The sequence below is a fragment of the Pseudorhodoferax aquiterrae genome (assembly GCF_014652235.1).
Classification (GTDB): domain Bacteria; phylum Pseudomonadota; class Gammaproteobacteria; order Burkholderiales; family Burkholderiaceae_C; genus Pseudorhodoferax; species Pseudorhodoferax aquiterrae.
In genome coordinates this window covers 64148-82921 of sequence record NZ_BMYK01000016.1, presented here as the reverse complement: position 1 = coordinate 82921, position 18774 = coordinate 64148, and the positions used below count along the sequence as shown (strand labels likewise).

Here is an 18774-nt window from a genome sequence, read left to right as displayed (position 1 = left end):
ATGCACACCCGCTACAACATCTACGCCCCCATCCACAAGGCCCTGCGCCTGTTCATGACCGACACGCTGCAAGGCCTGGGCCGGATGGACCTGGACGACGCCCAGGACCTGGCCGACGGCCTCGCCCGGCTCGACGCGCTGCTCGATGGCGCCAGCGCCCACCTGCGGCACGAGAACGACTTCATCCACCCGGCCATCGAGGCCCGCAGCAGCGGCGCCAGCGGCCGCGTCGCGGCCGAGCACCGCGAGCATCTGGACGCGATCGCCGCGCTGCGCGCCCAGGCCGCGGCCCTGCGCGCGCTGCCCGAGCCGGCGGCGGCGCACCGCCTGTATCGCCAGCTGGCGGCCTTCGTCGCCGAGAACTTCGAGCACATGGACGTGGAAGAGACGCGCCACAACCAGGCCCTGTGGGCCGCCTACAGCGATGCCGAGCTGGCCGCCATCGAGGGCCGCATCCTCGCCAGCATCGGGCCGCAGGAGATGGGCCAGTGGCTGCACTGGATGCTGCGCGCGTTCAGTCCCGCCGAGCGTGCGCAGCTGGTCGGCGGCTTGCCGCCCGAGGCCCGGCCGCCGGTGCTGGCGCAGGCGCAGGCACTGCTGGACGACCAGGACTGGGCCAAGCTGTGCCGGGCGCTGGCGCCGGTGTCCAGCCCCGCGGCCCTCGCGGCCTGAGCCGCTTCAGCGCCAGCCCAGCTCGCCCAGCAGGAACTGCGCCGCCGGCGGCGGCAGCGGTGCGCCGTCGAAGAACTGCGCCACGCCGCGCTCCACGACCAGCCGCCCGCCCTGCAGGTAGGCCACGCGCGTGGCCAGGCGCCGGGCCTGGCCCAGGTGGTGGGTGCTCATCACGAGCGTGACGCCGTCGGCGGCCAGGGCCTGCACCAGCGCCTCGATCTCGCGCTGCGCGCCCGGGTCCAGGCTGGCGGTGGGCTCGTCCAGGAACAGGATGTCCGGCTGCAGGCTCCAAGCCCTGGCCAGCCCCAGGCGCTGCTGCTGGCCGCCCGACAACGCCCGTGCCGGCCGGTGGGCCTGCGCGAGCAGCCCGACGCGCGCGAGCGCCGCATGGCAGCGTGCGTGGCGCTCGGCGGCGGGCACCCCGGCCAGCCACAGGCCGACCCAGACATTGCGCCAGACCGACAGGCGCAGCAGGAATGGCCGCTGGAACACCATGGCGGTGCGCGGCAGGCGGCCCTCGGGCTGCAGCGCCAGGCGTGTGCAGCGGCCCGCGCTGGGCAGCAGGCCGTGCAGGGCCTGCAGCAAGGTGGTCTTGCCGGAGCCGTTGGCGCCCACCAGCACGAGCCGGTCGCCGCGCTGCAGCGTGAGCGAGATGGCGTCCAGCGCCAGCACGGGCCCGAAACGCACCGAGAGCTGCTCGGCCACGATGAGTGGCGCGGCCGCCGCCATGGGGGCCGCCTGCCGCTGCAGGTCCACGGCCGGTGCAGGCTGGGGCGGCGGGCCTGGCGGCACCCGGCCGCCCAGCCAGTGCAGCAGGCCGATGGCGCCGTTGACGGCGCCGACCACGGCCAGCAGCACGCAGCCCAGCGCCAGCGCCAGCCCCAGGTCGCCCTTGCTGGTCTCCAGCGCGATGGTGGTGGTCATCACGCGCGTGACGCCGGCGATGTTGCCGCCCACGATCATCACCGCGCCGACCTCGGCAATGGCGCGGGCGAAAGCCGTCAGCAGCACGGTGGCCACGCCGAGGCGGTCGTGCACCAGCATCAGCAGTGCCGCGGCGAAGGGCCGCGCGCCCAGGGCGCGTAGCTGGTCGCCGCCCTCGGCCAGCGCCGCCAGCACGAGCCGGCGCGTCAGGGCCGCGATCAAGGGCGTGACGAGCACGCTCTGCGCCACCACCATGGCGGTCGGCGTGAAGAGGATGCCCAGCGCGCCCAGCGGCCCCGCGCGCGACAGCAGCAGGTAGACCAGCAGGCCCACCACCACCGCCGGCAGGGCTAGCAGCGTGTTGAGCAGCCAGACCAGCAGCCCCTGGCCGGGAAAGCGTGCCACCGCAAGCCAGGCGCCCAGCAACAGCCCGACCAGTGCGCCCACGGCTGTGGCGGTGCCGCTGATGCGCAGCGAGAGCGCCGTGATGCCCAGCAGTTCGGGGTCGGCCTGCACGAGGTGCCAGGCCAGTGCCCAGCTGTCGGTGAGGGTGTGCATCGCGGGGCTGCATTGTCGGTGCAGCCGCGCCGCCGCTCAGAACGTGTGAATGAACCGATCGCGCCCACGACGGGGTGCGGCGGGCCGCAGGCGTAGGCGCGGGCCGCAGCCCGGGCTCGTGCCCGGGCAAGGACCGCAACGCCCGCATGCGGCCTGGCGCGCCCCGGCCCGAAGGGCGAGGCCCCGAGCGCAACGCTCATGATGAAAACGGCAGCTCATCGGGGGCCTCGCGTGGGTGTGAGCGGCTCGTTCACACGTTCTCAGGTCAGGGCGGGGCCGGCCGCCTGGGGCTCGGCGTCGAAGCGTTCCAGGCCCGTGTAGCACAGGAAGTGCCGGTTGGCCGCGCGGCCGAACAGGCACATGCCCAGGCGCGTGGCCAGATCGTGGCCCATGGCCGTCACGCCGTTGCGCGAGACCACGATGGGCACGCCCATCTGCGCGGCCTTGATCACCATCTCGCTGGTCAGCCGGCCGGTGGTGAAGAAGACCTTGTCGGCGCCGTCCACGCCGTGCACCAGCATCCAGCCGGCAATGGTGTCGATGGCGTTGTGGCGGCCCACGTCCTCGGCGAAGACCAGCATGCGGCCCCCCTGGAACAGCGCGCAGCCGTGCACCGAGCCGGCCCGGCGGTGCACGGTGTCGCGCTGCTTCAGGTTGTCCAGCAGCGCGTAGAGCTGGCGCTGCGTGATGCGCGCGGCCTGGGCGTCGGGCAGCCGCAGGCCGTCGAGCGCGCCCATGGCCTCGCCGAACACCGTGCCCTGGCCGCAGCCCGTGGTGACGATGCGGTGGGCCGTGCGGGCCTCCAGATCGGCCAGCCCGGCGCGCGTGTGAACGGCCGCCGCATCGACCTCCCAGTCCACGCTGATGGACTGCACGTCGTCGAGCCCGGCGATGAGCCGCTGGTTGAGCAGATAGCCCAGCACCAGCAGTTCGGGCTGGGCGCCCAGCGTCATCAGCGTCACGAGTTCGCGCTTGTCGACGAACACGGTCAGCGGCCGTTCGGCCGGGATCTCGATCGCGCGGCGCGCGCCGTGCTGGTCGAGGATCTCGATGCTGCGCAACAGCGGCGCGCCCGCCTGCGTCATGCGCGGCGCGCCGGGCCGCGGTTGGTGCGCGGTGCTGGCTTCGAACCCGCGGGCGGCGGGCGTGTTCAGGGCTTGGTCCCCGCGGCCGCGGGCTGCGTGGTGTTGTGCGGCGTGGCGGCCGTCTGGGGCGGCGAGTGCGCACCGGCAGCCTCGATGGGCTTGGACTCGGGCGGAACGTAGGTGAACGCGCCCGGGTCGCTGCAGGGCGGCGTGGGCGTCGGCTGCACTGCCTTGCCCTCGGCGCGCGCATGCGCGAGGTAGCCGGCGGCCACCCGGTCCATGGCCTGGCACAGCTGGTAGGCCGCGACCTTGTCGGACCAGGCCGTGCGTGCCGCGGTCTCGGCGGCCTTGGCCTTGGCTTCGTCCGACAGCGGGGGCAGCTTGGCCGAGGCTGCGCCGGCGACGAGGGCGAGGGCCAGCAGGGCGGTGTGTCTCATCGGGGTCTCCAGAGGGCGGCTCATGCCTGGCGGGCCTGGGGCAGGGCGTCCTTGGCGGCCGGCTCGCCCGAGCGCTGCGCGGGAATCCTGCCGGCCCGGATATCTTCGTACCAGAGCGCGTGGTGTTCCTGGGCCCAGGCCTCGCTGACGTAGCCCTTGCGCATGGCCGTGTAGGCACCGCGCATGCCCAGCGTGCCCAGGTAGATGTGGCCGAAGAAGGCGCACAGCATCAGCACCGCGCCCGTGGCGTGGAACATGTGGGCGATCTGCATGGTGCCGCGCGTGTAGGGGAGGTTGGGCACGAGGTGGTCCAGCACCAGGCCGGAGAGCACCACGGTCAGGCCCAGCACGAACACCCCACCCCAGAAGATGCCCTTCTCGCCGGCGTTGAAGCGGTGCGAGGGCACCTCGTGGCCGGAGAACATGCCGCCGGCCTTCTTGACCCAGGTCCAGTCCTCGCGGCGCGGCAGGTTGTCCTTCACGAAGGTGAAGAAGATCACCAGCAGCGAGACGGCGAACAGCGGCCCGACGAAGTTGTGCAGCGTCTTGAGCCAGTAGGTGACGAGGCCGAAGACGGTGTGCCCCATCCACGGCAGCAGCAGGAACTTGCCGAAGGCCATGACGATGCCCGAGATGCCCAGCAGCACGAAGGCGATGGCGTTGAGCCAGTGCGCGGCGCGCTCGAAGGGCGTGAAGCGCTCGATGCGCCGGCCGCCTTCCGCGCTGGCGTGGCCCATGGTGCCGCGGCCGAAATAGAACAGCGCGATGGCCACCAGTGCGATCAGCATCAGCGCGCCACCGTAGGGAATGATGAAGCGGTTGCGCACCTGGCGCCAGGCTTCGCCGGCCGTGGCGTAGTCCACGCCCGGGTAGCGTTCGAAGCGCTGGATCAGCACGCCCGTCTCCAGGCCCTGCACCTGGGTCACGCCCGCGGTCTCGCCCGAGTTGCGCACGCCACGCCAGAACGGCGCGTTGTTGCCGGGCTGCGATTTGGCGCGCGCCGCGTTGCTGTCGTCGGCCTGCGGTTCGGCCGGTGCCACGAAGCCGGGCGGCGGGCCGTTCGAGGCCGTGGCGGCGGGGGCCGTGGCGGGTGCAGCAGCGGGGGGAGCGGCCGGGTCCGGTGCCTGGGCCCAGGCACTCGCCGCGCCCAGCAGGGCGACCGCGATCCAGCGGGAAAGCGCCTTGTTCATGGTCGGGGCCTTTGCATCGGGGTCACGGCAGCCGCAGGTACTCGTTCTGGCCGCGGTTGCGCTGCTTGATCTGCTCGTCCCAGCTGGCCTGGTCGCCGACCTTCCAGCCCGCGGCGGTGAAGCCGGTCTGCGGGCCGTTCCAGGCCGGCGTGCTGTTGCCGTGGCTGGTGCCCGCATGCTGGGGCTTTTCGCCGCAGCCACCGAGCAGCAGCGCGGCGGCGGCCAGCACGGTGCTGAGCAGGGTTGCGCGGGCCATCACTTGCTCGGCTTTCCGTAGGCCGTGCCCCAGCCCCACACTTCGCTGCCCTTGCCGCGGTGCAGCACGCGGGTGCGGAAGATCTCGGCCACCACGTCGCCGTCGCCGCCCAACAAGGCCTTGGTCGAGCACATCTCGGCGCAAGCCGGCAGCTTGCCTTCGGACAGCCGGTTGCGGCCGTACTTCTCGTTCTCGGCGGCGCTGCCGTGCTCCTCGGGGCCGCCGGCGCAGAAGGTGCACTTGTCCATCTTGCCGCGCAGGCCGAAGGTGCCGTTGCTCGGGAACTGCGGCGCGCCGAACGGGCAGGCGTAGCTGCAGTAGCCGCAGCCGATGCACACGTCCTTGTCGTGCAGCACCACGCCCTCGTCGGTGCGGTAGAAGCAGTCCACCGGGCACACTGCCATGCAGGGCGCGTCGCTGCAATGCATGCAGGCCACCGAGATGCTCTTCTCGCCGGGCTGGCCATCGCCCATGGTGACCACGCGGCGCCGGTTCACGCCCCAGGGCACATCGTTCTCGGCCTTGCAGGCCGTGACGCAGCCGTTGCACTCGATGCAGCGCTCCGAGTCGCAGATGAATTTCATGCGTGCCATGGTGGATTCCTTATGCGGCCTTCTCGATCTGGCACACGGTGGTCTTGGTTTCCTGCATCATCGTGACGCTGTCGTAGCCATAGGTGGTGGCGGTGTTGATGGCCTCGCCGCGCACGATGGGCATCGCGCCCTCGGGGTAGTACTTGGCCAGGTCGATGCCGCCCCAGCGGCCCGAGAAGTGGAAAGGCAGGAACACCGTGCCGGCGTCCACGCGCTCGGTGACCAGGGCCCGCACCTTCAGGCCCTTGAAGTCGGGCAGCGCGGCCATGGGCGGGGTCTTCACCCAGACGTGGTCGCCGTTGCGGATGCCGCGGTCGTTGGCGGCGCGCGGGTTGATCTCGACGAACATCTCCTGCTGCAGCTCGGCCAACCAGGGGTTGGAGCGGGTCTCCTCGCCGCCGCCCTCGTACTCGACGAGCCGGCCCGAGGTCATGACCAGCGGGAAGGTCTTGCCGATGTCCTTGTTCTGCTCCTGCACCGTCTTGTACAGCGTGGGCAGGCGCCAGAAAGCCTTCTTGTCGTCGTGCGTGGGGTACTTGGCGACGAGGTCGGCCCGCGTGCTGTACAGCGGCTCGCGGTGCTGCGGGATCGGGTCGGGGAAGTTCCAGACCACGGCGCGCGCCTTCGCGTTGCCGAAGGGGTGGCAGCCATGGTTCTTCATGGTCACGCGGATGATGGCGCCGGTCGGGTCGGTCTTCCAGTTCTTGCCCTCGGCCGCCTTCTGCTCGGCCTCGCTGAGCTCGCCCCACCAGCCCAGCTTCTTGAGCAGCAGGTGGTCGAACTCGGGGTAGCCGGTGGTGAGGTCCGCGCCCTTGCTGTAAGAGCCGTCGGCCGCGAGCAGCGAGACGCCCTCGCGCTCCACGCCGAAGTTCGCGCGGAAGTTGCCGCCGCCGTCCATCACGTGCAGGCTGGTGTCGTACAGGTTGGCGGTGCCGGGGTGCTTCATCTCCGGCGTGCCCCAGCACGGCCAGGGCAGGCCGAAGTAGTCGCCGTCCAGCGCGTAGCCGGTCTCCTTGTCGATGCCGCCCTTGGCGCGCAGCGTCTTCACGTCGAAGACGTTCATGTTGCGCATGTGGGCCTTCAGGCGCTCGGGGCTCTGCCCGGTGTAGCCGATGGTCCAGACGCACTTGTTGATCTCGCGCAGGATGTCCTCGGGCACGGGCTCGTCCATGCCCTTGACCTTCTGCATCTTGTAGTTCTTAACCAGCTCCTTGGCGAAGCCCAGCTTCTCGGCCAGCTGGTACATGATCATGTGGTCGCTGCGGCTTTCCCACAGCGGCTCGATCACCTTCTCTCGCCACTGGATGGAACGGTTGGACGCCGTGCACGAGCCGCTGGTCTCGAACTGCGTGGTGGCCGGCAGCAGGTACACGGCGCGGTTCGGGTTCAGGTCGCCGGCCTGGCCGGGCATGGCCGCCATCGCGGCCGTGGCGCTGGGGAACGGGTCGACGACGACCAGCAGGTCCAGCTTGTCCAGCGCCTTCTTCATCTCCAGGCCGCGCGTCTGCGAGTTCGGCGCGTGGCCCCAGAAGAACAGGCCGCGCAGGTTGCTGTCCTGGTCGATGAGTTCGTTCTTCTCGAGCACGCCGTCGATCCAGCGCGACACCGTCATGCCCGGCTTGGTCATCATGCCGGGCGCGTACTGCTGCTTGATCCACTCGAAGTCCACGCCCCAGGTGGCGGCGAAGTGCTTGAACGCACCCTCGGCCAGGCCGTAATAGCCGGGAAGGGAGTCGGGGTTGGGGCCGACGTCGGTCGCGCCCTGCACGTTGTCGTGGCCGCGGAAGATGTTGGCGCCGCCGCCGGACTTGCCGATGTTGCCCAGCGCCAGTTGCAAGATGCACGAGGCACGCACCATGGCGTTGCCGATGGTGTGCTGGGTCTGGCCCATGCACCAGACCAGCGTGCTGGGCCGGTTCTCGGCCATGATGCGCGCGACCTTGAGCGTGGTGGCCTCGTCCACGCCGCAGACCTCCTGCACCTTGTCGGGCGTCCACTTGGCCATGACCTCCTCGCGCACCTTGTCCAGGCCGTAGACGCGGTCCTCGACGTACTTCTTGTCCTCCCAGCCGTTCTTGAACACCTGGTAGAGCACGCCGAACAGGAAGGCGATGTCGGTGCCCGAGCGGATGCGCACGTACTCGTCGGCCTTGGCCGCCGTGCGTGTGAAGCGCGGGTCCACCACGATCACCTTGCAACCGGTCTCCTTGGCATGCAGCAGGTGCAGCATGGACACCGGATGCGCCTCCGCGGCGTTCGAGCCGATGTACAGCGCCGCCTTGGCGTTCTGCATGTCGTTGTAGGAGTTGGTCATCGCGCCATACCCCCAGGTGTTGGCGACGCCGGCCACCGTGGTGCTGTGGCAGATGCGCGCCTGGTGGTCGGTGTTGTTGCTGCCCCAGAACGACAGCCACTTGCGCAGCAGGTAGGCCTGCTCGTTGTTGTGCTTGGAGGAGCCGACGACGAAGATGGAGTCGGGGCCGCTGGCCTTCTTGAGCTCCAGCATCTTGGCGCTGATCTCGTTCAGGGCCTGATCCCAGCCGATGCGCTCGTACTTGCCGTTGACGAGCTTCATCGGGTACTTCAGCCGGAACTCGCCGTGCCCGTGCTCGCGCAGCGCCGCGCCCTTGGCGCAGTGCGCGCCCATGTTGATGGGCGAGTCGAACACCGGCTCCTGGCGCACCCAGACGCCGTTCTCGACCACCGCGTCCACCGCGCAGCCGACCGAGCAGTGGCCGCAGACCGTGCGCTTGACCTCGACCTTGCCCTTGCCGACGGCGGGCGCGTCGGCCGCCGCCTCGACCTTCTTGACCAGCGTGAGCTGCGAGGCCGCGATGCCGGCGCCCACGCCCAGCCCGGAGCGGCGCAGGAAGGCGCGGCGGTCGACCGTGGGCACCGCATGGGACAGCCCGCGTGCGAGCTGGGCCACCAAGCCCGAGGACAGGTGCACCGGGTGCGAGGAGGAAGACTTGCGGGTCAGCAACATGGCGGGCTCCTCGTGCGCCTCAGACCCGCGCGGTCTGGTAGTAGCGCTTCACGTGGTCCGTGAGCTGGTAGCCCGTGCTGGCAGGCCGCGGTGCCGCTGCGACGGCAGGTGCCGCACTGCGCACGGCACCGGGCAGCACGGTCGCGGCCGCCGCGGCGGCGCCCGCGACACCGACGCCCGCGAAGACCGTGCGGCGGGACAGGGCAGGCTGGCGCGTTTCGCGCGGAGGGTTTGGCTGGGACATCTGGCTTAACCTCTTTCCGGCGCGACCGCCGGCTCAGCAGTGCATATTACCGTTTGAGCATATGCGGCACCGTATATCCCGCATGCTGGGGATTGCCCCCATCTGCCTCTCTGGGGTAGCGAGGGCTACACTGCCGCGCTTCGGCCGCACAGCACCGGCCCCAACCGGCGCCGCTGCGGCGCGGAGTCCTTTCCACGGTGTTCTCGAACGAGCTTCCTCCCTGCATGCGCGTTGCGGTGCGCATCGATCGCCTGCGGCAACCCAGCCGCTGGGAGGATTGGCGCTTCAGCATCGCCGAGGTCGTGCCGGACGACGGCGGCTTCGGCAGCGCCCCGCGGCTGCTGCGCGACGATGGCCGCTGCGCGCAGTGGCTGTTCCCCGACCTGCCGGTCACGCTGCACCGCGACGAGGCCGAGGGCTACTACCTCAACCTCAGTTCCGGCGCCCCGGTCTGGTTCGTGATGTGGCGCACCGACCATGCCGACCCCGCGCGGGCCTGGCCCGAGATCGTGACCCTGTCGTACAACGAGGCCGGCCGCTGGCTCGACGCACAGGAGCGCGTGGACAACTGCCCGCTGGACGAGGGCGTACGCGCCGCGCTGCAGGACTTCGTCGACGCGCACTACCGGCCCGAGCCCAAGCGGCGCAAGCGCCCGGCCTCCTTCGTGGCGCCGCAGGAGCGGCGCTGAGCCATGGCGCCGGACAGCGGCTTCCTCTCGCGCTGGTCGCAGCGCAAGGTGCAGGCGCGCCAGGGGGCCGTGCTGCCCGAGGCACCGCCGCCCGTGCCCACGCCGGCCCCGGCCGTCACAGCGCCAGCCACCGAGGCCCCGGCTGCCACGCCCGCGCCCGCCGCGCCGCCGCTGCCCACGCTGGACGACGTGACGCAGCTGACGCGCGACTCCGACTTCTCGCGCTTCGTCGCGCCCGAGGTCAGCGGCGAGGTGCGCAACGCCGCGCTCAAGAAGCTGTTCAGCGATCCGCACTTCAACGTGATGGACGGGCTGGACACCTACATCGACGACTACAACACGCCCGACCCGCTGCCTGCGGCCATGCTGCGGCAGATGGCGCAGGCGGCCTACCTGGGCCTGGCCACCCCCGAGGCCGAGACGGAGCCCGCACGGACGGACCCGCCGGCAGCCGGCCCGCAGAACCCACCTGCGGCCGCGATGGAGCCCCACGATGAAGACCCTGATCTGCGACTGCAATCGCTCCATGACCCTGGACCGCCCGGCCCTGGCCCGGGCGCTGGCGGCCACGCCGGCGGCCAGTGCTGAAGGCATTGCCGATGTCCATTCCGTGCTGTGCCGGCGCGAGGCGCCGGCATTCCAACGCGCCGCCCGCTCGGGCGAGGAATTGCTGGTCGGCTGCACGCAGGAAAGCCGCCTGTTCCTGGAACTGGCCGAACAGACCGAAGGCGCGCCGCCGCTGGCCGAGCGGCCGATCCGTTTCGTCAACCTGCGCGAGACCGGCGGCTGGTCGCGCGACCGCGCGGCCGCCACGCCCAAGCTGGCGGCGCTGATCGCCGCAGCCCAGCTGCCGCCACCCGAGCCGGTCGCGACCGTGGGCTACCGCTCGGCCGGGCGATGCCTGGTGGTCGGCCCGGCCGAGCGTGCCGAGGCGGCCGCGGCCCTGCTCGGCGATGCGCTCGACCTCACGCTGCTGGTCGAGGGCGGCGCGCTGGCGCAGCGGCACGACCAGGTGGTGCTGCGCGGCCGGCTCACGCGCCTGTCGGGCTGGCTGGGCGCCTTCGAGGCCGGCTGGGACAGCAGCAACCCGATCGACCTGGACCTGTGCACGCGCTGCAATGCCTGCATCGCGGCCTGCCCCGAGGGCGCGATCGATTTCGGCTACCAGGTCGACATGGCGCGCTGCACGGCCCACCGCGACTGCGTGGCCGCCTGCCAGGCCGCCGGCGCGATCGATTTCGAGCGCGGCGCGCGCAGCGAAGAGGCGCGCTTCGACCTCGTGCTCGACCTCGGCGATGCGCCCGCCTTCGCCATGCACCAGCCGCCGCAGGGCTACATCCACGTGCCGCCCGGCGCAGCGCTCACACAGGCCGTGCTGCAGCTGCGCGGGCTGGTCGGCGAGTTCGACAAGCCGCGCTTCTTCCGCTACGAGCAGCGGCTGTGCGCGCACACGCGCAACCAGCAGATCGGCTGCTCGGCCTGCATCGATGTGTGCTCGGCCCAGGCCATCCGTTCCGACGCCTCGCTCAAGGGCAAGACGGCGGCGCGCGGGCGCGGCAGCGTGGGGCATCCGACGGCCGGCATCGTGGTGGAGCCGCACCTGTGCGTGGGCTGCGGCGCCTGCGGCACGGTCTGTCCCAGCGGCGCGCTGGGCTTCGCCTACCCCACGCCGGCCGACCTGGGCAAGCGCGTGCGCACGCTGCTGCGCACCTATGCCGCCGCCGGTGGCCGCGATGCGGCGCTGCTGCTGCACAGCCAGGAGGAGGGCGCGGCCGCCATCGAGGCCCTGGGCCGCGCGGCCAGCACCGGCCGGGCCCATGGCGTGCCGGCCCGCGTGCTGCCGCTGGCGCTGTGGCACAGCGCCAGCGTGGGGCTGGACCTGTGGCTGGCCGCGCTGGCGCAAGGCGCCAGCCAGGTCTGGGTGCTGACCGGCGGCACCGAGGCGCCGCAGTACCTCGAAGCGCTGGCCGCGCAGATGGCGCAGGCCCAGGCCATCGTGACGGGACTGGGCTATGCCGGCCAGCATTTCCGGCTGATCCCCGCGGGCGACACCGCCGCGCTCGACGCGGCCCTGCGCGCGCCGCCGGCCCAGGGCGTGGCCCAGGCCGCCAGCTTCGCGGTGCAGGCCGACAAGCGCAACACGCTGGAGCTCGCGCTGACCCATCTGCTGGCCCACAGTCCGCAGGCCGTGCCCGAGGCCATCGCGCTGCCCGGGCCCGGGGCGCTGTACGGCAGCCTGCAGGTCGACGCGGCCAAGTGCACGCTGTGCCTGGCCTGCGTGGGCGCCTGCCCGTCCCAGGCCCTGTCGGACAACCCCGACCGGCCGCAGCTGCGCTTCACCGAGAAAAGCTGCGTGCAGTGCGGCCTGTGCGCCACCACCTGCCCGGAGGACGCCATCCGGCTCGAACCGCGCCTGCTGCTGGCCGACGGCGGCCGCGCGCGCGCCCAGGCCCGGGTGCTGCACGAGGCCCAGCCCTTCCATTGCGTGCGTTGCGCCAAGCCCTTCGGCACGCTGCGCGCCATCGAGACCATGGTCACCAAGCTGGCCGGCCACGCCGCCTTCCAGGGCGCCGCGGCCGAGCGGCTCAAGATGTGCAGCGACTGCCGCGTCGTCGACATGTACTCCAACCCCCAAGAACTCCGCATCACCGACCTGTGACCACCGAGACCTTCAGCGAAGAAATCGCGCGGGCCGAGCTCTACGGCCTGCTCGCGCGCCTGTGGCTGGCGCCCCCCGATGCGGCCCTGTTGGCGCAGTTCCGGCTGGCCGTGACCGAGGCGCCCGAGCCCGGCAGCTTCCTCGAAGCGCCATGGCAGTCGCTCGTGGCGCAGATGCGCGCCGCCACGCCGGCCTCCGCCCAGGACGAGTTCGCCGCGCTGTTCCAGGGCGTGGGCAAGCCCGAGGTCTTCCCCTACGCCTCGTTCTTTCTCGCGGGCTTCGTTAACGAGAAGCCGCTGGCGCGCCTGCGCGAGGACTTGGCGGCCCTGGGTCTCACGCGCGATGCCGCGCAGTTCGAGACCGAGGACCACGTGTCCTACGTGCTCGAGGTCATGCGCTACCTGATCGCGGGCGAGGGCGTGGCGCAGGGCAACCTGGCGCAGCAGCGCGACTTCTTCCGGGCCCACGTGCAGCCGTGGATCGCGCCGTTGTGCGAGGCGGTCGAGGCGCAACCCGCCGCGCAGCTGTGGCGTGCCATCGCGGCCATGACACTGGCCTTCGTCGACGTGGAGACGCAGGCCTTCGACCTCATCGACACATGAACACCATCGCACGCGAAGACATCACCGGCCTGGTGCTGGCCGGCGGCCGCGGCAGCCGCATGGGCGGCGTCGACAAGGGCCTGCAGAACCACCGCGGCATGCCGCTGGCCCTGCATGCGCTGCTGCGCCTGCAGCCGCAGGTGGGCAACAGCATGCTGAGCGCCAACCGCAACCTGTCGGCCTACGAGGCCATGGGCGTGCCGGTCTGGCCCGATTCGGTGGAGGGCTACGCGGGCCCGCTGGCCGGCCTGCTGACGGGCCTGGAGCATGCCGAGACGCCCTGGCTCGTCACCGTGCCCTGCGACACGCCGGACTTCCCGACCGACCTGGTCGAACGCCTGGCCGCGGCCGCCGCCGCGCAGGACGCCGAGATCGCCATGGCGGCCACGCTGGAAGACGGCCAGAGGCGTGCCCAGCCCGTGTTCTGCCTGCTGCGCACCGACCTGGTCGAGAGCCTGGTGGCCTTCCTGCACACGGGCGAGCGCAAGTTCGGCCTGTGGGCCGGCCGCCACCGCAAGACCGAGGTGGTGTTCGACGATGCGGCGGCCTTCTTCAACGCCAACACGCCGCAGGAACTGCAGCAGCTGCAGCGCTGAGGCTCACTTCTTCGGCCGCATGTCGGGCCACCAGGGCAGCGCCCCGGTGAGCGACAGCACGTCGCCCGGCTGCTGCACGCCGTAGCCCGGCAACCGGGCCAGCGCCTCGGCCCAGGCTGGCGAAGCCAGGCGCGCGCGCAGTGCCAGCAGCGGCGGCGTTTCCAGGTCGTCCTGGTGGCACAGCAGGTAGTAGTTCTCGTCGACCAGCGGCGCGAACGCGAGGCCCGCCTCGGCGGCCGCCGCCTCGATGCCGATGCCCACGTCGGCGGCGCCGCTGGCGATCGCCGCCGCCACGGCCACGTGCGTGTCTTCCATGTGGGTGGTGTAGCCCGGCACCTGCTCGGGTGCCACGCCGGCTTGGGCGAGCAGGTGGTCCGTCAACAGCCGCGTGCCCGAGGCCGGCTGGCGCGCGACGAAGCGCCAGCGGCCGCTGCCCAGCGCGGCGATGCCCGCGGGCCGCTCCTCGCCGGGACGCCAGATCCAGCCCTTGCGCCGCCAGTGGCTGCCGATCAGCTGGTGCGCGCCGGGCTGCAGCAGCTGGCGCAGCGCGCGCACCATCACGCTGTCCGGCGCGGCGCCCTGCGCCACATGGAAGCCGGCGACGCGGCAGCGGCCCTCGCCCAGCGCGCGCAGCGCCTCCTGGCTGCCGGCGAAGCGCAGGGCGATGTGCAGCCCGTCGTGCTCCTCGGCCAGGGCCTGCAGCTGCGGCAGGCCCAGGTCGTGGCTGGCGAAGATCTCCAGCACCTGCAGTGCCGCATCGTCGGCGAGTGCGAACACGCGCGCGAGTTCGGCGCGCAGCGCCTCCACGTGCGGCCTCATGCGCACGCGGGCCTGGCGCTCGGCCCACAGCAGGCGCTGCGCGAACGGCGTCAGCCGCGCGTGGCGGCCCTGGCCCCAGAGCACCAATGGCGCGCCCAGCACCTCCTCCCAATGCTTGAGCGCGCCCCAGGCATGCCGGTAGGAACTGTCCAGCGCCCGCGCGGCGCCGCTGATGGAGCCTTCGGCCTGCACGGCCGAGAGCAGGTCGAACAAGGGGTTCTCGATCTCGGCGCGTTGCTGGCCCGGCGTCGCGGCGGTCTCGAAGGTGTAGCGCAGGTGGATGCCGCGGCGGGTGGTAGGCATGGGCGGAGCGGGCTGAGGGGGGCGCAGTGTCCCATGGCCACCCGCGTTCACTGCGTCGCGTTCGGGAAGAACAGCTGCTCGCCGCCGATGGTGTAGGAGGCGATGGCGGCCTGCCCCGCCGGCGAGACCACCCAGTCGGCGAAGCCCTGGGCCAGCTCCTTCTTCACATGCGGATGCCTGGCTGGGTTGACCACGATCACGCCGTACTGGTTGAACAGCTGCTTGTCGCCTTCGACCAGGATGCCCAGGTCGGCGCGGTTCTTGAAGCTGAGCCAGGTGCCCCGGTCGGCCAGCACGTAGGCGCCCGTGGAGGCCGCGATGTTGAGCGCCTGGCCCATGCCGCAGCCGCATTCCTTGTAGCCGGCGGGCTTGGCGGCGGCCAGGTCGACGCCGGCCAGCTTCCACTGGCGCAGCTCCGCCGCATGGGTGCCGCTGTTGTCGCCGCGCGAGACGAAGTCCGCGCCCGTGTCGGCCAGCCGCTGGAGCGCGGCGGCGATGGCGTTGCCGCGCGTGCCGGCCGGGTCGGCACGGGGGCCGATCAGCACGAAGTCGTTGTACATGACGGCGCGGCGCTCCTGGCCGAAGCCCTCGGCCACGAACTTCTGCTCGGCCGGCTGGTCGTGCACGAACAGCGCGTCTGCATCCCCGCGGCGCGCCATGTCCAGCGCCTGGCCGGTGCCCACGGCCACCACGCGCACGGCCGTGCCGCTGGCCTGCGTGAACTGCGGCAGCAGGTGCTTGAACAGGCCGGACTGCTCGGTCGAGGTGGTCGAGGCCAGCACGATGAACTTCTCCTGCGCCTGGGCGGCGCAGGCGAGCAGGGCGGCGGGCAGGGCGAGGAGCAGGAGGCGTTGGCGCAGCAGCATCGGGTCGGGTGCCTTGGAAGGGAAGAGGAGGGCCGATTCTGGTGGCCCGCCTCGCGCTGCGCGATAGGAACGGCGCTGCATAGGCGCCGCCATGTCAGCCCCTCTTAATCGACGCGAAAGCCCCGTTCGCGCAGCGCGGCGCGTGCCGCGTCCGAGCGCAGCAGCGCGAGGAAGGCCTGCACGGGCGCGCGCGCCAGCCGGTCCCGGGGCAGCACGAAGTCGTAGCGCTCCTCCTGCACGGGAATGAAGCCCAGCCCGTACTGGCGCGCCACCGTGTCGATGGCCAGGCCCCAGTCGGCGCGGCCCTGCGCCACGGCCACCGCCACGGCGTTGTGCGACTTGGTCTGCACGCCGTAGCCGGCCGGCTGCGCGCCGCCGAGCAGCCGGTCGATCAGGATGCGCGTGCCGCTGCCGGCATTGCGGTTGACCATCACGCAGCCGGCGTCGCCAAGCGCCGCGGCGATGGCCGTGGCCGCATCAAAGCCTTCGAAGCGCGCGTCGCTTTGGCGGTAGACGATGCCCTGCATGCGGCCATAGCCCGGCACCAGCTCCAGCGCGGGCGTCAGCAGATGGGTGTTGTAGTGGCCCGTGGCCGGGTCCATCAGGTGGATGCCGCCCAGGTCGCACTCGCCGCGCCGGGCCGCCATCAGGCCGCCCGTGCTGCCCACGCTCATGCTCTTGATGCGCAAGCCCTGGCGCACGAGCTGGCCGGCCAGCCAGTCCAGGCCCACGCAGTGGCTGCCGACCAGGATCAGGTCGGCCGCCTGCAAGCCCTGGCCCAGCAGCTGCACCTGCACGGCCGCGCCCGCGTCGAGGATCTCGGTGTGCTGCCCGATGGTGATGAAACCGTCGGCACCGCTGAAGGTGGTGACCGAGCCCGAGCCCTTGCCCATGGGGTAGGCCGCCAGGCCCTGCTCGCCGGGCACCAGGCCGACCAGCAGGTATTCGGTGCGGCCGCGTTCAGAGTTCACGCGCAGGGGCAGCGTCGCGTCCACCAGCTGGCGCTGCTCGGGCGGCCGGCCGGCGAAGGCGCGCAGCACGGGCGCCATGAACTCGTGGAAGGTGAACACCGCAGAGGTTGGAAAACCCGGCAGGACCACCACCGGCTTGCCCTGGGTCACGGCCAGGCAGACCGGCTTGCCGGGCTTGAGCGCCACGCCGTGCGCGACGATGCCGGGGTCCTGCAGCGCGGCCACGATGCGGTAGGACAGGTCGCCCTCGCCCTTGGAGGTGCCGCCCGAGAACACCACCGCATCGCATTCCAGGCCCTGGCGCAACGCTTGCGAGAGGCGGGCCTCGTCGTCGGGCACCACACCCAGCCGCACGGGCTCGCCACCCAGCTCCTGGACCGCGGCCGCGAGGATGGCGGCGTTGGAGTCGTACACCGCGCCCACGGGCAGCGGCGCGCCGGGCGCCACGATCTCGTTGCCGGTGGAGAAGATGGCCACGCGCGGCCTGCGGTGCACGGGCACCTGGTCCAGTCCCAGCGCCGCGAGCACGCCGATCTCGCGCGAGCTGAGCGGCTGGCCCGCGCGCAGCACGGTCTCGCCGCGCGCGATGTCGGTGCCGGCGTAGCTCACGTTCTCGCCCGCGGTGGCGGCGCGGCGCAGCAGCAGCCGGCCGCCTTCCAGGTCGGTGTGTTCCACCATCACCACCGCGTCGGCGCCGCGCGGCAGCATGCCGCCGGTGGCGATCGCCGTGGCCAGCCCCGCGACCACTTCGGCCTGCGGCACCGTGCCGGGCGCCAGCGTCTCGGCCGTGAGGGCCAGCCGGCGCGGTTCTTCCTCCATCGCGCCCCAGGTGTCGGCGGCCTGCACGGCGAAGCCGTCCACGTTGGAGCGGTCGAAGCCGGGCACGTCGACGGTGGCCACCACGTCCTCGGCCAGCACCCTGCCCAGTGCGGCGTGCAGCGCCACGGTCTCGGCGCCCAGCGGCGTGAGTGTCAGGTGTTCGCGGAAGCGGCGCTCCGCCTCGTCGCGCGTGAGCACATGGAGAAACTGCGATTGGGCTGTCAAGGGCATGCGTAGAGATGGACGGTCACGTCGCTGCCGGCGCCCTGGCCCTCGCTCTCGGCCGGCACGACGACGAAGCCGTCGGCCCGCACCGTGGAGCTCAGCACCGAGGCGCCCGACAGCGCGAGGGGCTCCACGCCGTCGGCGCCGAGCTTCACGCGCACGTAGTCGAGGCGGCCGACCTGCGAGACGATCTTGCGCGTGAGCCGGGCCTGCACGCGCGGGTAGGGCCAGTCGTCCGGCCGGCCGCCCAGGCGGCGGATGGCGCGGCCGGCGAAGAAGTCGTAGGCGCAGAGGCAGGAGACCGGGTTGCCCGGCAGCAGGAACACCAGCGCCGTGCCGATGCGGCCCATGCCGGCCGGGCTCGAAGGGCGCATGGCGACACCGTGGATGGCCAGTTCGCCCAACTGGGCCAGCAGCCGCGGCGCATGGTCTTCGGCGCCCACGCTGGAGCCGCCCGAAACCAGCACCACGTCCGCCCCCGGCGCGGCCAGCGCCTCGCCGATGCGCTCCGGGTCGTCGCCCAGGCGCTGGTGCGATGCGAGCAGGCCGCCGTCGCGCGCCACCAGGCCGCGCAGCGTGACCGAGTTCGCGTCGTAGATCTCGTGCGGGCCCTTGGCCTGGCCCGGCGCGCGCACCTCGTTGCCGGTGACCAGCAGGCGCACGCGCGGCTGGCGCAGCACCTGCACCCAGGCCAGGCCCAGCGAGGCGATGAGGCCCGCATCCTGCGGCCGCAGCCGCCGGCCCGCGGCCAGCGCCGGGCTGCCGCGCGCGATGTCCTCGCCCACGCGGCCCACGTGCTGGCCGGGCGCGACGGGCTGGGCCACGGCCACGCGGCCGTGTTCCTCGCGCGCGTACTCGGCGGGCAGCACGGCGTCCAGCCCCGCGGGCACGGGGGCCCCGGTCATGATGCGCACGGCCGCGCCGGCGGGCACGGCGCCCTCGAACGGCCGGCCGGGGAAGGCCTGGCCCACGACCGTGAACTCCAGCGGGTTGTAGTTGCCCGCACCGGTGGTTTCGCCGCCGCGCAGCGCGTAGCCGTCCATGGCCGCGCGGTCGAACTCGGGCACGGCGATGGGGGCGACGAGATCCTCTGCGAGCACGCGGCCGGTGGCGTCTTCGGTGGCCACGGACTCGCTGGCGAGGCGGGGCGTGTGGGCGTCGATCCAGGCCAGTGCGGTGGGCACTTCGGCGCGCTGCGTGAAGCCGCGCATGCGCACGTCGGGCGTGGAGACGGGGGCGGTCGTCTGCATCCGGGCCAGTATAGGAGCCGTGTTTGCGTC

General features: G+C 72.3%; 18 protein-coding genes. 6 read left to right on the top strand and 12 right to left on the bottom strand.

The features are described from left to right. Positions 1 to 672 (top strand): hemerythrin domain-containing protein, encoded by a 672-nt coding sequence (locus IE209_RS21585; protein WP_189688972.1) that lies wholly within the window; start codon positions 1 to 3, stop codon positions 670 to 672. A 6-nt stretch (positions 673 to 678) separates the two neighbouring features. On the opposite strand, the gene IE209_RS34370 is transcribed toward IE209_RS21585, so the two are convergent. From IE209_RS34370 to IE209_RS21545, 8 genes are all read right to left on the bottom strand, one after another. Then, entirely contained in the window at positions 679 to 2154 is a 1476-nt protein-coding gene (locus tag IE209_RS34370; RefSeq protein ID WP_189688971.1) for an ABC transporter permease, read from the bottom strand. A gap of 260 nt (positions 2155 to 2414) precedes the next feature. Beyond that, a complete protein-coding gene (locus IE209_RS21575; protein WP_189688970.1) occupies positions 2415 to 3239 on the bottom strand; it encodes a formate dehydrogenase accessory sulfurtransferase FdhD in 825 nt (274 codons plus the stop codon). 65 nt (positions 3240 to 3304) lie between these two features. Beyond that, positions 3305 to 3676: a hypothetical protein gene (locus IE209_RS21570; RefSeq protein ID WP_189688969.1), complete on the bottom strand. Its 372-nt coding sequence runs from the start codon at positions 3674 to 3676 to the stop codon at positions 3305 to 3307. Between the two features lie 20 nt (positions 3677 to 3696). Further along, positions 3697 to 4866: a formate dehydrogenase subunit gamma gene (locus IE209_RS21565; protein WP_189688968.1), complete on the bottom strand. Its 1170-nt coding sequence runs from the start codon at positions 4864 to 4866 to the stop codon at positions 3697 to 3699. Positions 4867 to 4888: 22 nt separating this feature from the next. Next, a complete protein-coding gene (locus tag IE209_RS21560; RefSeq protein ID WP_189688967.1) occupies positions 4889 to 5122 on the bottom strand; it encodes a hypothetical protein in 234 nt (77 codons plus the stop codon). Next, positions 5122 to 5715 (bottom strand): formate dehydrogenase FDH3 subunit beta, encoded by a 594-nt coding sequence (gene fdh3B / locus IE209_RS21555; RefSeq protein ID WP_189688966.1) that lies wholly within the window; start codon positions 5713 to 5715, stop codon positions 5122 to 5124. The genes IE209_RS21560 and fdh3B overlap by 1 nt, the downstream gene beginning before the upstream one ends. Positions 5716 to 5725: 10 nt before the next feature. Continuing rightward, a complete protein-coding gene (locus tag IE209_RS21550; RefSeq protein WP_189688965.1) occupies positions 5726 to 8701 on the bottom strand; it encodes a formate dehydrogenase subunit alpha in 2976 nt (991 codons plus the stop codon). Between the two features lie 19 nt (positions 8702 to 8720). Beyond that, positions 8721 to 8945, bottom strand: a complete 225-nt coding sequence (locus IE209_RS21545) for a formate dehydrogenase (protein WP_189688964.1) — start codon at positions 8943 to 8945, stop codon at positions 8721 to 8723. A gap of 224 nt (positions 8946 to 9169) precedes the next feature. Between IE209_RS21545 and IE209_RS21540 the strand changes: the two genes are divergently transcribed. Genes IE209_RS21540 through mobA form a run of 5 tightly spaced genes read left to right on the top strand, consistent with a single transcriptional unit; the run spans position 9170 to position 13491 of the window. Next, positions 9170 to 9634: a DUF3305 domain-containing protein gene (locus tag IE209_RS21540; protein ID WP_145547792.1), complete on the top strand. Its 465-nt coding sequence runs from the start codon at positions 9170 to 9172 to the stop codon at positions 9632 to 9634. Between the two features lie 3 nt (positions 9635 to 9637). Beyond that, positions 9638 to 10222, top strand: a complete 585-nt coding sequence (locus IE209_RS21535) for a DUF3306 domain-containing protein (protein WP_189688963.1) — start codon at positions 9638 to 9640, stop codon at positions 10220 to 10222. Then, positions 10128 to 12293: a 4Fe-4S binding protein gene (locus IE209_RS21530; protein ID WP_189688962.1), complete on the top strand. Its 2166-nt coding sequence runs from the start codon at positions 10128 to 10130 to the stop codon at positions 12291 to 12293. Before IE209_RS21535 ends, IE209_RS21530 begins: the two co-directional genes overlap by 95 nt. Then, positions 12290 to 12895 (top strand): TorD/DmsD family molecular chaperone, encoded by a 606-nt coding sequence (locus IE209_RS21525; protein WP_189688961.1) that lies wholly within the window; start codon positions 12290 to 12292, stop codon positions 12893 to 12895. Before IE209_RS21530 ends, IE209_RS21525 begins: the two co-directional genes overlap by 4 nt. Then, positions 12892 to 13491 (top strand): molybdenum cofactor guanylyltransferase MobA, encoded by a 600-nt coding sequence (mobA, locus tag IE209_RS21520; RefSeq protein ID WP_189688960.1) that lies wholly within the window; start codon positions 12892 to 12894, stop codon positions 13489 to 13491. The genes IE209_RS21525 and mobA overlap by 4 nt, the downstream gene beginning before the upstream one ends. 3 nt (positions 13492 to 13494) lie before the next feature. On the opposite strand, the gene IE209_RS21515 is transcribed toward mobA, so the two are convergent. The 4 genes from IE209_RS21515 to IE209_RS21500 form a co-directional block, all read right to left on the bottom strand. Continuing rightward, positions 13495 to 14613 (bottom strand): substrate-binding domain-containing protein, encoded by a 1119-nt coding sequence (locus tag IE209_RS21515; RefSeq protein ID WP_189688959.1) that lies wholly within the window; start codon positions 14611 to 14613, stop codon positions 13495 to 13497. A 47-nt stretch (positions 14614 to 14660) separates the two neighbouring features. After that, positions 14661 to 15479 (bottom strand): ABC transporter substrate-binding protein, encoded by an 819-nt coding sequence (locus tag IE209_RS21510; protein WP_189688958.1) that lies wholly within the window; start codon positions 15477 to 15479, stop codon positions 14661 to 14663. Between the two features lie 104 nt (positions 15480 to 15583). Further along, positions 15584 to 17500 carry a molybdopterin biosynthesis protein gene (locus IE209_RS21505; RefSeq protein WP_189688957.1) on the bottom strand — a complete coding sequence of 639 codons (1917 nt, stop codon included), beginning with the start codon at positions 17498 to 17500 and terminating at the stop codon, positions 15584 to 15586. Continuing rightward, on the bottom strand, positions 17491 to 18744 hold the full coding sequence (locus tag IE209_RS21500) for a molybdopterin molybdotransferase MoeA (protein WP_229882984.1): 1254 nt from the start codon (positions 18742 to 18744) through the stop codon (positions 17491 to 17493). The genes IE209_RS21505 and IE209_RS21500 overlap by 10 nt, the downstream gene beginning before the upstream one ends. Positions 18745 to 18774 lie beyond the last annotated feature (30 nt).